Origin of the sequence: Streptomyces sp. NPDC059875 (genome assembly GCF_042731085.1) — a bacterium.
GTDB lineage: Bacteria > Actinomycetota > Actinomycetes > Streptomycetales > Streptomycetaceae > Streptomyces.
This window is the reverse complement of record NZ_JBHWJZ010000010.1, coordinates 106,770-120,853: the sequence shown is the minus strand read 5'-3', so window position 1 is coordinate 120,853 and position 14,084 is coordinate 106,770. Positions and strand designations below refer to the sequence as shown.

At 69.7% G+C, this 14,084-nt stretch carries 10 protein-coding genes; 5 read left to right on the top strand and 5 right to left on the bottom strand.

All coding sequences use genetic code 11. The features are described 5' to 3' along the window. Window positions 1-40: 40 nt before the first annotated feature. The 5 genes from ACFV9D_RS15295 to ACFV9D_RS15275 all read right to left on the bottom strand — a co-directional run bounded on the left by ACFV9D_RS15295 (window position 41) and on the right by ACFV9D_RS15275 (window position 5,937). Window positions 41-1,384 carry an FAD-dependent oxidoreductase gene (locus ACFV9D_RS15295; RefSeq protein WP_385145528.1) on the bottom strand — a complete coding sequence of 448 codons (1,344 nt, stop codon included), beginning with the start codon at window positions 1,382-1,384 and terminating at the stop codon, window positions 41-43. Window positions 1,385-1,433: 49 nt separating this feature from the next. After that, window positions 1,434-2,213 (bottom strand): SDR family oxidoreductase, encoded by a 780-nt coding sequence (locus tag ACFV9D_RS15290; protein ID WP_385145527.1) that lies wholly within the window; start codon window positions 2,211-2,213, stop codon window positions 1,434-1,436. Window positions 2,214-2,275: 62 nt separating this feature from the next. After that, a complete protein-coding gene (locus tag ACFV9D_RS15285) occupies window positions 2,276-3,493 on the bottom strand; it encodes a methyltransferase domain-containing protein (protein WP_385145525.1) in 1,218 nt (405 codons plus the stop codon). Window positions 3,494-3,673: 180 nt separating this feature from the next. Then, window positions 3,674-5,302 (bottom strand): MFS transporter, encoded by a 1,629-nt coding sequence (locus ACFV9D_RS15280; RefSeq protein WP_385145523.1) that lies wholly within the window; start codon window positions 5,300-5,302, stop codon window positions 3,674-3,676. Window positions 5,303-5,358: 56 nt separating this feature from the next. Next, entirely contained in the window at window positions 5,359-5,937 is a 579-nt protein-coding gene (locus ACFV9D_RS15275) for an NADPH-dependent FMN reductase (RefSeq protein ID WP_385145521.1), read from the bottom strand. A 142-nt stretch (window positions 5,938-6,079) separates the two neighbouring features. Between ACFV9D_RS15275 and ACFV9D_RS15270 the strand changes: the two genes are divergently transcribed. From ACFV9D_RS15270 to ACFV9D_RS15250, 5 genes are all read left to right on the top strand, one after another. After that, the gene (locus ACFV9D_RS15270; protein WP_385145519.1) at window positions 6,080-9,358 is read left to right on the top strand and encodes a BTAD domain-containing putative transcriptional regulator; all 3,279 of its coding nucleotides are present in this window, start codon (window positions 6,080-6,082) and stop codon (window positions 9,356-9,358) included. Window positions 9,359-9,491: 133 nt separating this feature from the next. Continuing rightward, window positions 9,492-10,547, top strand: coding sequence for a glucose-1-phosphate thymidylyltransferase (locus ACFV9D_RS15265; RefSeq protein WP_385145517.1), 1,056 nt, complete (start codon window positions 9,492-9,494; stop codon window positions 10,545-10,547). Then, complete coding sequence (rfbB, locus tag ACFV9D_RS15260) at window positions 10,544-11,524, top strand: dTDP-glucose 4,6-dehydratase (protein ID WP_385145515.1); 981 nt, start codon at window positions 10,544-10,546, stop codon at window positions 11,522-11,524. The genes ACFV9D_RS15265 and rfbB overlap by 4 nt, the downstream gene beginning before the upstream one ends. Window positions 11,525-11,613: 89 nt before the next feature. Then, a complete protein-coding gene (locus ACFV9D_RS15255) occupies window positions 11,614-12,966 on the top strand; it encodes an NDP-hexose 2,3-dehydratase family protein (RefSeq protein WP_385145694.1) in 1,353 nt (450 codons plus the stop codon). A 2-nt stretch (window positions 12,967-12,968) separates the two neighbouring features. Continuing rightward, window positions 12,969-13,931, top strand: coding sequence for a UbiA family prenyltransferase (locus ACFV9D_RS15250; RefSeq protein WP_385145513.1), 963 nt, complete (start codon window positions 12,969-12,971; stop codon window positions 13,929-13,931). Window positions 13,932-14,084: the final 153 nt, after the last annotated feature.

The following is a 14,084-nucleotide window of genomic DNA, read 5'->3' as shown; positions in this document are numbered from 1 at the left end:
GGACTGCTGAGAGGGGGCTGAGAGGCGGCCGGCCGACAGGTCAGCCCGCCTTGGTGAGCACCGCTGCCGCCCGGAAGCCGGAGAGCAGCGCCGCCTCCGTGGTCGGCGAGTTGAAGTAGTCGCCCGCGAACGCCACCGGGGCGTTCATCTGCCGCATGACCTGGACGGACCGGCGGTAGCGGCCGGGTGCCGGAATCGGGAACCCGTACGGCCGCTCGGCGATCTGGAACGGTTCGGCTGTGGCGGGGAAGCCCGGCCACAGCGTGTTCAGCAGGGGCGTGACCGCGGCGAACTGCTCCTGCGGCGAAAGCCCCAGCAGGCGGCGGGTGTTGGCCCGGCCGGGGTAGGTGAAGACCAGCAGCTTGTCGACGAGCCTGCCCTGCTCGTCCCGTACCTGGCGCGGGTAGGTGATCATGTTGCGCAGCGGCGGGTCTTCGGGGCCGCCGGCCACGATGTGCGCCTCCGCGGGCAGGCTCCCGGCATCCACGAGGTACGAGACCGAGAGGGCGGGCTCGTACCGCTGCGTCTCCAGGAAGCCGCGCGTGTCGTCGCTCACCGCCGAGTCGGGCAGGGAGGCGACGAGCTTCGCCGCGATCGGCGCCGGGGTCGCGATCACCACGTCGTCGAAGCTTTCGGTCACCGGCGCGGAGCCGTCACGGGCAGCCGTCACCCGAAGCTCGTCGCCGATCATCTGCACGCCGGTCACCTCGTGCGACAGACGCAGTTCGGCGCCCTCCGCGTTCTTCTCGGCGATGACCTCCATGCCGTTGCGGAGCACGTAGAAGCCGGACCCGCCCATCCACGCAAGCAGCGCCCTGGCGTGCACCGCGGAGATCTCCTCGGAGGCGAAGTTCCAGAACCCCTCGATCTGCGGCCTCAGCAGGAAGTCGAAGCCGCGCCGCGACACGTGGCCGTAGCCCCAGTCCGCGGCTGACTGCCCGTCGTCGAACGGCGCGGACTTGACCGGATCGAAGAGATCGAGCTCCTTCTGCTTGCGCACCTGCATCAGGGTGGTGAACAGGAAGGCGATGCGGTCGCGGAGGGGGGCGTGCCGGTACCTGAGCAGGCTCAGCGGCGAGTCGGACGACAGGGCGACGTGGTCACCGTTGTCGGAGATGTGGACGTTGCTCGATATCTTCACGAGCTCGTCCTGCAGCCCGTACTCCTTGATGAGTTCGGTCATCTGCTTGTAGAAGCTGACGTACATCAAGTTGATGCCGACATCGGGTTCGATCTCCGGCCGGTGCCAGGAGCGGGCCCGCCCGCCGAGCCCTTCCGCCGCTTCGAAGATCACGACGTCCCGGCCGGCCTTGATGAGTTTCTTGGCAGCGGCGCTGCCGGCCATGCCGCCGCCGATGACAGCGGTCCTGGTGCGACCGGACATCAACATCCACCTCCGTGTGAGAGCGTGCGCGCGGGTGGTCCCGCTTCGGTCAGTGCGGGGCGATCTCGTCGTGCGGGTACTCCATCCCCTGCGCGAGACCACCGTCGACGGGCAGGTCGACCCCGGTGGTGAAGGTGGCGTCGAAGCCGAGGAACAGCACCGCGTCGGCGACCTCTTCCGGGGTGCCGAAGCGCCGCATGGGAGTGATCCGCTCGCCCTCCGACATGTTGAGCGCGCGGTGTTCCTCGGTCGCCTCCACGAGGCCCATGGAGGGGGTCAGGACGAACCCCGGGCTCACCGTGTTGACCCTGATGCCCCTGGGCAGCAGCTCGGAGGCCATGACCTTGGAGAACGCGCGGATCGCCGACTTCATCGCCGTCCCGACGCTCGTGCCGACGAACGCCGTTCCCGTCGTGGCGGAGGTCGTGAAGACGAACGAGCCGCCGTTCCTGACCAGCGGGGCGAGGCACTGCGCGGTGAAGAACGCCCCCTTGGTGTTGGTGTCGAACATCTTGTCGTAGGTCTCCTCGGTCACCTGACCGAGCGAACCGAACCTGACGTAGCCCACGTTGACGAAGACGAAGTCGACCTCGCCGAGCGTGTCCGCGACGGTCTTTCCCAGCGCTTCGATCTCGGCCAGGTTCGAGGCGTCGGAGCGCACGACGTGGGCGCGCGGGCCGAGCTCCTCGCGGGCCGCCTCGATGTTCTTCTCGTTCAGCCCGGTGAGGAGGACCTCCGCGCCGCCCTCGAGAAGGGCCTTGACGACCGACATTCCGATGCCGTGCGTGCCGCCGGTGACGACGGCCTTCTTACCTGTGTATTTCGCCACGTGATCCCTCTTCGGTGATTCTTCTTCGGAGATTCTTCTTCGGGCGCTGCTTTTCTCGGCGATCAGACGATGTGGACGTCCGGGACGTAGAGGATCCACTGACCCCCCGCATCGCGGAAACCCTGCTCCTTCGCCATGATTTCCTCGGCGTGATTCCAGGCGAAGAGCAGTGCGTAGTCCGGGTACGGCTCGGAAAAGGCGGCGGGCGGCCGGACGGGAATGTGCATCCCCGGCGTCAGTCGCCCCTGTTTGGCCTCGGTGCTGTCGCAGATGAACGGCACGAGCTCCGGGCCGATACCGCAGTAGTTGATGACGGTCGCGCTCTTCGCGGTCGCGCCGTAACCCACGACCGTGCGGCCCTGCGCGCGCAGGTCCTTGAGCAGATCCATCAGGTCGCCGCAGCTGCGCCGGACCCCGGCCGCGAACCGCTGGTACGTCTGAGGGCTCGCCAGACCTTGTTCCCGCTCCCGCGCCAGCAGTTCCGTCATGGTCGTCGACGGGGTCCGCTTCCCGGGGCGCGCGATGGTGTAGCGCATCGACCCGCCGTGCACCGTGAGCGGTTCGGCGTCGACCAGTTCGAATCCGAAGGTCTGGGCCATGGCCCGCACCGAGGACACCGAGAACAGGTAGAAGTGCTCGTCGTAGATCTGGTCGAACGCGTTCTGCTCCATGATGGAACCGAGGTAGCGGTCTTCGAGTACGAGCACTCCGTCGGAGGCCAGCAGCGCGTCGACACCCCGGAAGATGGAGTCCATGTAGGGGATGTGGCTCGTGGTGTTCGCGGAGAAGATGACGTCCGCCGGGCCGTCGGAGGCGGCGATCTCACGCGCCGTCGAGTCCTCGAAGAAGGCGGTGCGCACCCGCACGCCGTCCGCTCGGGCGAACTCGCCCACCTGCGCGGACGGATCGACGCCCAGGTGCCGTACACCCGCCTTCTGGATGGTCTTCAGCATGGTGCCGTCGTTGGAACCGATCTCCACGACGAACGGGTCGTCGCCGGCGAGGTCGGTCTCCAGCAGCCGGCGGGCGAACGTCTCGAAATGCCGGTGCATCACGGACGAACCCGACGACCGGTAGGGGTAGTCCTCGTGGAACATCTGCTCCCGGGGAACCTCTTCGATCAGCTGCACCATGGTGCAGGTCGTGCAGACACCGGCGGCAAGCCGGAAATAGAACTCGCTGCCGGCCGTTTCCGGTGTCACAAAGGAGTCGGAAACAGGCTGCCTTCCGAAGTCGAAGAATTCATCGACGGCGCCACCGCAGATCCGGCACTTGGCCACAGTCGTACTCCTTTGAGAGTTCCTTGGCGGGGGCGGGTTTTCCCAATTCAAGGAGTCTGTTGGATCCTGCCGAACGCCCTCAAGATGGTGCCGGGGTGTGTGTCAGGTCCGGCCCGACAATGAGAAAGCACGGGCCCTTCGCCACGTTCGCGAAGGGCCCGTGCTTTCGGGTGGTCCGGATTACCGCTCGGGCAGGGCCGCGACCTTGTCCCCGGAGGATGCGGCGGCCTCGTCCCGTCCCGGGCCTTCGGTCCCCGGAGCGTCTCCCTCCGGGCTCTTCCCCTTGCCGCCGGCCGAGCCGCGCAGCACGGTCGTCGCGGTGAGGGCGAGTACGGCCACGAGTACCGCACAGGCGATACCGACCATGTTCAGCCCACTCGTGTAGGCATCCCGGGCAGCGGCCAGCACCTTGCCGCCCAGCTCGGCGGGGAGTTCCTGGGCCGCGGCCAGGGCGCCCTCCATGCCGCCTCGGGCCTTCTCGGCCGCGTCCGCGGGAAGACCGGCCGGCAGGTCGATCTCGCTCCGGTAGACGGCGGCGCCGAGGCTGCCCAGTCCGGCGATGCCCAGCGACACGCCCAGGTCGCCGGCGATCGACGACATCGCGGCGGCGGAACCGGCCTTCTCCGGCGGGGCGGAGCCCACCACCAGGTTGGTGCCCAGCGCCCCGATGGGGCCTCCGCCGAAGAAGACGATCACGAAGCCGGCCAGCAGAAGCGGCAGCCCGCCGACCGGGCTGACGAAGGCGATCAGCACGTAACCCACCATGCTGCTGCCCAGCCCCAGGGCGACCACGACCCCCAGCGGAAGCCGCTTGGCCAGGACCGGGGCGAACTGCCCGGCGATGATGGAGGCCACCGCCGACGGCACCATCCACAGCCCGGCCTCCATCGGATCCAGGCCCTCGACCATCTGGAGGAAGCCGGTGATGAACAGGTAGCTGCCGCCCGTGGCGATCATGGAGAACAGCAGGATCAGCAGCGCCGAGGTGAACGCGCCGCTGCTGAACAGGCGCATGTCGAGCAGCGGGTGGGTGAGCTTGCGCTGCCGCGCCACGAACACCGCGCCGAGGGCCAGACCGACGACGAGCGCCGTGGTGGGCACCGGCTCCCAGCCGTACCGCGCGAGCTCCTTGAGCCCGTACACGACCGGCATGATCGCCGCCAGCGAGAGCACCACGCTGAACAGGTCCAGCTTGCCGCCGTCGGGGTCCTTGTACTCCGGCAGCAGGATCGGCGCCGCGATCAGCAGGATGACCATGACCGGTACGCCCAGCAGGAACACGGAGCCCCACCAGAAGAACTCGAGCAGCGTCCCGCCGATCACCGGACCCAGCGCGGTGCCGGCCATGAAGCAACTGGCCCATACGGCGATGGCCCGGCCACGCTCGTGCGCGTCGTGGAACATGTTGCTGATCAGGGCGAGGGTGGAGGGCATGAGCGTCGCAGCGGAGATGCCGAGCAGCGCGCGCGTCGCGATCAGCATCTCGGAGCTGGTGGAGTACGCGGTCATCACCGAGGTGACGCTGACGCAGACCGCACCGATCATCAGGAGCTTCCGGCGGCCGATCCGGTCCCCGAGCGTGCCCATGGTGACCAGGAAGCCGGCGATCATGAATCCGTAGACGTCCATCATCCACAGCGCCTGCGTACCGGAGGGCTCCATGGCCTCCGCCAGGTGCGGCAGCGCCAGGAACAGCACGCTCTGGTCGAGGGAGATCAGCAGGGTCGGCAGGGCCAGTACGGCGAGCCCGGCCCATTCCCGGGCCCCGGCCTTGGGCGGCACGGTGGCCGCAGGGGCGTTCGATGACATGGGGATTCCTTCTGTGGATTCGAGGATGGGATCGGGTCGGTGGCGTACGGACCGGCTCAGCCCGGATACGGCTGTCGCGCCCGGGCGTCGCGGAGGGTGTGGCCCCACCAGGTCAGCTGGTCGAGCATCGACGTGGCCGCGGCCGAACATCCCTCGGGGTCCTTCGGCCGGCCGTCGGCGTCGAACTGCTCCCGGTGGTGGGGGAAGGCGACGGAGTCCCGGACGGTGACGGCGTGCAGCGTGGGGAAGATCCCGCGCAGCTGCGCCACCGCTCGCAGGCCGCCGGCGATCCCCCCGTACGAGACGAAGGCGACGGGCTTGGCCTTCCATTCGTCGGTGTACCAGTCGATGGCGTTCTTGAGCGAAGCGGGGAAGCTGTGGTTGTACTCGGGCGTCACGATCACGAACGCGTCCGACGAGGCCAGCCACGGCGACAGGTCCCGTACCGCCTGTGGAGCGGGCCCCGCAGCGCCGAGAACGTCGGGCAGCCACACCTTGGCCAGGTCGATCACATCGACGTCGAGGTCGCCGCGCCCGGCTGCCTCGTCGGCGATCCAGTCGGCCGCGACGGGGCCGAAACGGCCGGTCCGGGTGGAGCCGATGATCACGGCTACGCGCAGCCTGGCTTCGGACATGTCGGTTCCCTTCGCGCTCTCCGCTCCTTGACGACACCACCGTGCCCGCGAGCGCTCCCGGTCTCCTCTCGGTCCGATCTCGGCCGTCCCGGGGGCCGATATCGCCCTGTCACGGGCCGCTGCGCCGGGTTAGCGTGATCACATGCGCTTCGGGGTTCTGGGTTCGTTGGGGGTGTGGACAGCCGATGGACGGCCGGTCCGGGTCCCGGAACTCAAGGTCCGCGCTCTGCTGGCCGCCCTGCTGGTGCACCGGGGACGACCGGTCTCCGCCGACAGGCTGATCGACGACCTGTGGGGCACCAAGCTGCCGAACAACCCGGCCGGCGTCCTGCAGAGCAAGGTGTGGCAGCTGCGGCGCGCGCTCGAGGCCGCCGAGCCGGGCGGCCGGGACCTCGTGGTGTCGCTCTCGCCGGGATACCAGCTGCGGACCGGGCCCGACGCGGTGGACGCGGACCGGTTCCACGACCTGACGACGCGGGCGCGGGCGACGGGCGACCCCCGGGCGCGCGCCGCCCTGTTGGCGGACGCGCTGGCGGTGTGGCGGGGGCCCGCGTTCGCCGACTTCGCGGACGAGGAGTTCACCCGCGCCGCGCGGGACCTGCTGGAGGAACAGCGGCTGACCGCGCTGGAGGAGCAGGCCGAGGCGCGGCTGGAGCTGGGCGAGCACGCTCTGGTGGCCGACGAGCTCGGTGACCTGGTCGCCCTGCATCCCCTGCGGGAACGGCTGCGCACCGCTCATGTGCGCGCTCTCTACCTCGCGGGTCGTCAGAGCGCCGCGCTGAGCAGCTACACCGACCTGCGCGAGCGGCTGGCCGAGAGCCTGGGCCTCGACCCCAGCCCCGAACTCGCGGCTCTGCACCAGGCGATCCTCACCCAGGATCCGGCCCTGACCGCCGCCCCCTCTCCCGTCACCACCGCGGTCCGCCCTCCGACGAACCTGCCGGCCGCGCTCACCGGCCTGGTCGGCCGGGCCGAGGCGATCAGCGAGCTCCGCTCGCTGCTCGAGGCGAACAGGCTGGTGACGCTCACCGGCTCGGGCGGGGTCGGGAAGACCCAACTGGCGCTCGCGACCGCCGCGCAGGTGGGTGAGGTGTTCCCGGGCGGAGTACGGCTGGCCGAGTTCGCCGCGCTCGACCCGGCCCCAGGGGCACGGGCGGACGCCCCGGGCCGGCGGACCATGGCCTCGGCGACCGAGGTGCACGAGATCGTCGGCGCGGTCCTCGGAGTGCGGGACGACGCCACTCCGAGCCCGGGGGCCGGGGGCGAGCCGCTCTCGCTGACCGCCCGTGTCGCCCACGCGCTGGGCGAGAGACCGACCCTGCTGATCTTCGACAACTGCGAGCATGTGATCGAGCCGGTCGCCGAGCTGGCCGAGGTGTTGCTGAAAGCCGCCCCGGGTCTACGGATCCTGGCGACCAGTCAGACACCGCTCGGAATCAGCGGCGAGCACCTCCAGGAGGTGCCCCCGCTGCGCCGGCCCGATCCCAGGACCGAGCTCAGCCCCGCGGCCGTGCGCCGCTTCAGCGCGGTGGAGCTGTTCGTGGCGCGGGCCACCGCGGCGGCGCCCCACTTCGTACTCGACGAGTCCAACGTCGAGGCGGTCGTCTCGATCTGCCGGCGCCTCGACGGCATTCCGCTCGCCCTGGAGATGGCCGCCACCCGGGTACGGGTACTGGGCGTACGCGAGCTGGCCGCGCGCCTCGACGACCGCTTCCACCTCCTCGCGGTGGGAGCGCGCAGCGCCCCGGCACGCCAGCGCACACTGCGGGCGGTGATCGACTGGAGCTGGGAGCTGCTCGGCGACCAGGAGCGGGCGGTGCTCGGGCGGCTGGCCGTGCACGCCGACGGCTGTACGCTCGGCGCCGCCGAGGAGATCTGCGCCGCGGACGACGTGGACCGTACCGACGTGCTCGACCTGCTCGCCCGGTTGGTGGACGCGTCGCTGGTGGTCATGGTCGACGGGGCGGACGGGCCGCGGTACCAGCTGCTCGAATCGGTCGCCGCCTACTGCGTCGAACGCCTCCGTGAGACCGGCGAGTTCGATGCCGTCCGGCGCAGGCACCGCGACTACTACACCGGCCTGGCGGAGCGGGCCGAGCCGCACCTGCGGGGGCACGGCCAGCGGCAGTGGCTGCACCGCCTGGACGCCGAGACCGCGAATCTGCGTACGGCGCTGGACTGCGCGGTGCAGCTCGGCGACGCCGACTGCGCGCTGCGCCTCGCGAACGCGCTCAGCTGGTACTGGTACCTGCGCGGCCGGAACAACGAGGCCAAGCGGTCGCTGACCGCGGCGCTGTCGATCGGCGGCGCGCCGCTCGCCGCGACGGCCAGGGCCACCGCCCTGCTGGGCGGCTTCAAGCTGGTGCTCGGCGGCATCGCCGACCCGGTGACGGAGTACCGCACCGCCCTCCAGCCGTACGAACGGGTCGACGACCCGGAGGGCAAGGCTCGTGCCCAGTGGTTCCTCGCGTCCAGGCTCTACGGCATCGGCGATCTGACGCCGAGCGAGGACCTGGTCCATCAGGCACTGACGACGTTCCGGTCGCTCGGCGACCGCTGGGGCATGGCAGCGGCCCTGAACAGCCGGACCTTCCACGCGAATCTGAGGGGAGACTTCGCCGCGCTGCGGCGGGACGGTGAGCAGAGCCTCGAACTGTTCCGGGAACTGGGCGACCAGTGGGGGCAGCTCCAGGCCATGGTGCCGCTCGGGACGCTGGCCACCGTCATCGGCGACTACCAGCAGGCCGGGCGGCTGTACCGGGACGGACTGCGGATGGCCGAGGACCTGGGGCTCTGGCTCCACGTGTCCTTCCACCTCTCCAATCTCGGCCGGGTCGCGCTGCTGACCGGTGACCTTCCGCAGGCAGAGGAGTTCCACGAGCGCGCCAGACGGCTCGCCACCGAGCAGTCGGACACGTTCGGGGAGCAGTTCGCCGAGATCGGGCTCGCCCTCGGAGCGCGCAGGGCGGGCAGGCTCGACGCGGCCGAGACGCATCTGCACCGCGTGGTCGAGCTGCACCGCCGGATGGGCTACGAGCCCGCCAAGCCCGCGCTGATCCTGGCCGAGCTGGGGTTCGTCGCGGAGTGCCGCGGCGACGCGCCGACCGCTCTGGCGCTCCAGCTCGACTGCTACGCCGCCGCCTGCGACGCGGGCGATCCACGGGCGGTCGCACTCGCCCTGGAGGGTCTGGCCGGGGCGCAGTCCCTGGCCGGTCACCACGGGCACGCCGCCCGGTTGCTGGGGGCGGCCACCGCGGCCAGGGAGTCGGTCCGGGCGCCGCTGCAGGCCGGTGAACGCTTCGACGTGGACCGCATCACGACCCGGGTCAGGGACGCGCTGGGCGAGGCCCGCTACGACGCCGAGTTCGAGCGGGGCGCCGTACTGACGCCGGAAGAGCATCTGCGTAACCCGCTTCCTTGATCCCCTCAGGGCCCCGAGCCGGAATTCATCTGGAACATGACAGACTCCGGCAAACAAGCGTCCAATGCGTTCCGGGTGGTCGATACATTGCTTTCGAGAGTGACCGGATAAATACGCGCTCCGAGAGGACCCAGTGAAGGCTCTAGTGCTATCCGGCGGGACAGGGGCCCGGCTCCGGCCTTTCACCCATTCCACGCCGAAGCAGCTCCTTCCGATTGCCGGCAAGGCAGTTCTGGAACATGTGCTGAACAACATCCTGGACGCGGGCATCACCGAAATCGGGATCATCGTCGGAGATCAGGCCGACAAGATCAGCGAGATAATCGGCGACGGCAGCCGGTTCGGTGCCCGCATCACCTACATCCGGCAGACCCAGCCGCTGGGACTGGCCCACTGCGTGCTCATCGCCCGCGAGTTCCTGGGCGAGGACGACTTCCTGATGTACCTCGGCGACAACATGCTGCCCGAGGGGATCACCGAACTCACCCGGACGTTCGCGAGAGAGCGGCCGACCGCGCAGATCGCCGTGCAAAAGGTCCCCGACCCCAGCGCTTTCGGCGTCGCCGAAATCGATGCGGCCGGAACCGTACAGCGTCTGGTGGAGAAGCCGACCGATCCGCGCAGCGATCTGGCGCTCATCGGTGTCTATTTCTTCACACCGGCCGTCCATGAGGCGGTCGCCGCCATCACGCCCAGCGCTCGCGGCGAACTGGAGATCACCGACGCCATTCAGTGGCTGGTCGCCCGGGACACCGAAGTCAAGGCTGTGGAATATCTCGGCTATTGGCAGGACACCGGGCAGGTGGACAGCGTCCTGGAATGCAATCGCCGAATGCTGGACGCAATCCGGTCCGAGAGCTCCGGCGAGGTCGACGGAGCGAGCCGCCTCACCGGCGAGGTCATCGTCGAGTCGGGCGCGCGCGTGGTGCGTTCGACGATCGAGGGACCGGCGTTCATCGGCGTCGGAACGGTCGTGGAGGACAGCCACATCGGCCGGCACACCTCGATCGGCCGGAACTGCGCGCTGCGGGACACCCGGATCGCCGACTCCATCGTGCTCGACGGTGCGACGGTGTCGGGCCTGGACCACCTCAGCCGCTCCCTGATAGGCAAGTCGGCATCGGTCCGTACCGCCGGACACCACCAGCTGGTGGTCGGGGACGACTCCGTGGTGGAGGTCGCACGATGAAGATCCTGGTCACCGGCGGAGCCGGCTTCATCGGCTCCCACTTCGTGCGCACCCTGCTCGACGGCGGTTATCCGGGGATGGAGAACGCCGACGTCACCGTCCTCGACAAACTGACCTACTCGGGAAACCGCGACAACCTGCCGTCCCATGCCGCGAAGCTGGAATTCGTCGAGGGCGACATCTGCGACGCCGCGCTGGTGCGCGAGCTGTTGCCCGGACACGACGCCCTGGTGCACTTCGCCGCCGAGTCGCACGTCGACCGCTCGATCGACGCCGCCGGAGAGTTCTTCCGTACGAACGTGCTCGGCACCCAGGTCCTGCTGGAGGCCGCCGTGCACAGCGGGGTCGAGCGGGTGGTGCACGTCTCCACCGACGAGGTGTACGGGTCGATCGCCGAGGGCGCCTGGACCGAGGACTGGCCGCTGGCCCCCAACTCGCCGTACGCCGCCTCCAAGGCCGCGTCCGACCTGGTGGCCCGCTCGTACGCCCGAACCCACGGACTCGACGTCTCCGTCACCCGCTGCTCCAACAACTACGGCCCGTACCAGCACATCGAGAAGCTCATCCCGCTGTTCACCACCCGGCTCCTGGAGGGCAAGCACGTTCCCCTCTACGGAGACGGACACAACATCCGCGAGTGGCTGCACGTCGACGACCACTGCCGCGCCCTTCAGCTCGTCCTCACCAAGGGCAGGGCGGGCGAGATCTACAACGTCGCCGGCGGCGCGGAGCTCCCCAACACCGCCATCGCCGAACGCCTGCTGGCGCTCTGCGGTGCGGACTCCTCGTCGATCCGCCGGGTGGCCGACCGGCCGGGGCACGACGACCGCTACGCGCTGGACGACACCAAGATCCGCGAGGAGCTCGGCTACGAACCGCGGATCCCGTTCGAGCGGGGCCTGTACGACACCGTCGCCTGGTACCGGGACAACCCCGGCTGGTGGAAGGCGTCCGCACTCGAGATGGCCGCCCGGTGACCGCGCCGCTCTCCCCCGCGACACCGCCGTACGATCCGCCCGCGCGGCAGGGGCTCCAACGCCGCGAGGACGCGGGGCAGGCCGACCGGATGGCGCTGTCCGCCCGTACGTTGCAGGGCAGTGGGATGCCCACCGAGAAGTTCACCGACTGGCTCGCCGGGCGCGCCGCCGCGAACCGCTTCCGGGTCGACCGGATCCCGTTCCACGAACTCGACGGCTGGTCGTTCGAGGAGGACACCGGGAACCTGGTACACCGCAGCGGACGGTTCTTCTCCGTCGAGGGACTGCACGTCACGCACCGGGACGGCCCGTTCCCCGAATGGCAGCAGCCGATCATCAACCAGCCGGAAGTCGGCATTCTCGGCATCCTGGCCAAGGAGTTCGACGGCGTACTGCACTTCCTCATGCAGGCCAAGATGGAGCCCGGGAACCCCAATCTGCTGCAGCTGTCCCCGACGGTGCAGGCCACCCGCAGCAACTACACCAAGGTCCACCGGGGCGCGGACGTGAAGTACCTCGACTACTTCCTGCCGCCCGGACAGGGCCGGCCGGCCCGGGTGCTCGCCGACGTACTCCAGTCCGAGCACGGCGCCTGGTTCCTGCAGAAGTCCAACCGCAACATGATCGTCGAGACGCGGGACGACGTGGTGCTGGAGGAGGACTTCTGCTGGCTCACCCTGGGGCAACTCGGTGAGCTGCTGCGCCGCGACAACACCGTGAACATGGACGCCCGGACCGTCCTCGCCTGCGCTCCCCTCACCCACGCCGAGGACGGCTTCGCGCTCCATTCGGACACCCAGCTGCGCTCCTGGATCACCGCGGAACGCTCCCGGCACGACGTACGGGTGCGCCGCATCCCCCTCGCCCAGGTGAAGGACTGGACCCGCGGCGAGGCCACCGTCGACCACGCGCAGGAGCGGTACTTCCGGCTGATGGCGGTGGCGGTGCAGGCGGAGAACCGGGAGGTCACGAGCTGGACGCAGCCGCTGATCGAGCCCCTCGGGCTCGGCGTCACCGCGTTCGTGACCCGCACCTTCGGCGGGGTCGCGCACGTGCTGGTCCACGCCCGGTTCGAAGGCGGGTTCCTGGACACCGTCGAGCTGGCACCGACCGTCCAGCACACGCCGGAGAACTACAGCCACCTGAGCGGTCCGGACCGCCCGCCCTTCCTCGATTTCGTACGCGGTGCCTCCCGGGACCGGGTGCGTTACGAGGCGGTGCACTCCGAGGAGGGCGGCCGTTTCCACCACGCCGAGAGCCGCTATCTGATCGTCGAGGCCGACGAGGACGAGGCTCCCACGCAGCCGCCGCCCGGATATCTCTGGGCCACCCCCGGCCAGCTCAACACCCTTGTGCAGCACGGACATTACGTCAACGTGCAGGCGCGCTCCCTGCTCGCCTGCCTCAACACCGCCGCGGCGACTCTCGACCGTAAGGAATAACCATGGCAGCGAGTACCCAGGTCCCGCCCGCGTCCGGAGTGCTCCGGCGGATCGGCGTCTTCGCCCGACTGGTCAAGTTCCAGTTCGTCATCGACTTCTTCCTTGCCCTCGTCATCGTGTGGACGGGGATGGAGCCCGAGACCCGGCTCGACGGCGACGTCCTGCTGACCGTCCTGCTCTGGGCGCTGGGCAAGGTCGGCGTGCTCTCCGCGGTCATGACGCTGGACGACGTGACCGGGATCAAGGACGGCAGTGACAGTGCGAACTACCTCGCCGACGACAACACGGAACTGCGACCGCTGAAGCGCAAGCCCCTGCTCACCGGTGACCTGACGGTTCAGCAGGCCCAGCGCTTCGGGCAGCTGAGCCTGGCCTGGGGGGCGGTGTGGTGGCTGGTGGCCGTATGGCAGGCGCCGCACACGCCCGTCTGGGCGCTCGTCGTGGCCGCCCTGCTGCTGGTCTTCAGCGTGCAGTATTCGTGGGGCCTCAAGCTCAGCTACATCGGGCTGGGGGAGCTGCTGCTGCTCTTCTCCGCCTCGGCGTTCGTGCTCGCTCCGTACGGCATCACGGTCGGCGAACTGCCGGCGCTCATCCTGGTCGAGGGACTGCTCTTCGGATTCGGCCAGCTGCTGATAGCCGGCTACTCCAACACCAAGGACATCAGCGGTGACGCGGCGGTCGGCCGCCGCACCGTCGCCGTCCTCACGTCGGAGCGCGGCAACAAGATCTTCCTGGGCACCCTGACGGCGCTGAATCTGCTGGTGATCCTCGTGCCGTCGGCGCTGGGCTGGATCCCCGGGTGGTTCGCGCTGGCGCTGCTGCCGCTCATCGCCGTACGGCTGAAGCAGTACGGGTCGTTCCTCCAGAACGGTCACGCGCTGCTGGCGCGCAGTCGCGGGGTCCTGGCCTTCCGCGTCACCGTCGTCTGCACCGTGGCCTTCAACGTGATCCACTTCGGCTTCTGACCGGCGGCTCGTCCGCTCGGTGAACACCGGGGGGGGGGGCGCCCCCCGCCGGGGGGGGGCGCCCCCCCGGGGGGAAGCCCCGGGGGGGGGGTGGGCCGCGTGGGGGGGGCCCAAGCGCCCCGAGGTACCCCCGGCCACCCCCGCGTATACGGC

Excerpts from the sequence above, each read along its gene's own strand:
- ACFV9D_RS15250 (WP_385145513.1), top strand. The coding sequence starts at position 12,969 with ATGGCAGCGAGTACCCAGGTCCCGCCCGCGTCCGGAGTGCTCCGGCGG.
- ACFV9D_RS15295 (WP_385145528.1), bottom strand. The coding sequence starts at position 1,384 with ATGTCCGGTCGCACCAGGACCGCTGTCATCGGCGGCGGCATGGCCGGC.
- rfbB (WP_385145515.1), top strand. The coding sequence starts at position 10,544 with ATGAAGATCCTGGTCACCGGCGGAGCCGGCTTCATCGGCTCCCACTTC.
- ACFV9D_RS15255 (WP_385145694.1), top strand. The coding sequence starts at position 11,614 with ATGGCGCTGTCCGCCCGTACGTTGCAGGGCAGTGGGATGCCCACCGAG.
- ACFV9D_RS15275 (WP_385145521.1), bottom strand. The coding sequence starts at position 5,937 with ATGTCCGAAGCCAGGCTGCGCGTAGCCGTGATCATCGGCTCCACCCGG.
- ACFV9D_RS15280 (WP_385145523.1), bottom strand. The coding sequence starts at position 5,302 with ATGTCATCGAACGCCCCTGCGGCCACCGTGCCGCCCAAGGCCGGGGCC.
- ACFV9D_RS15270 (WP_385145519.1), top strand. The coding sequence starts at position 6,080 with ATGCGCTTCGGGGTTCTGGGTTCGTTGGGGGTGTGGACAGCCGATGGA.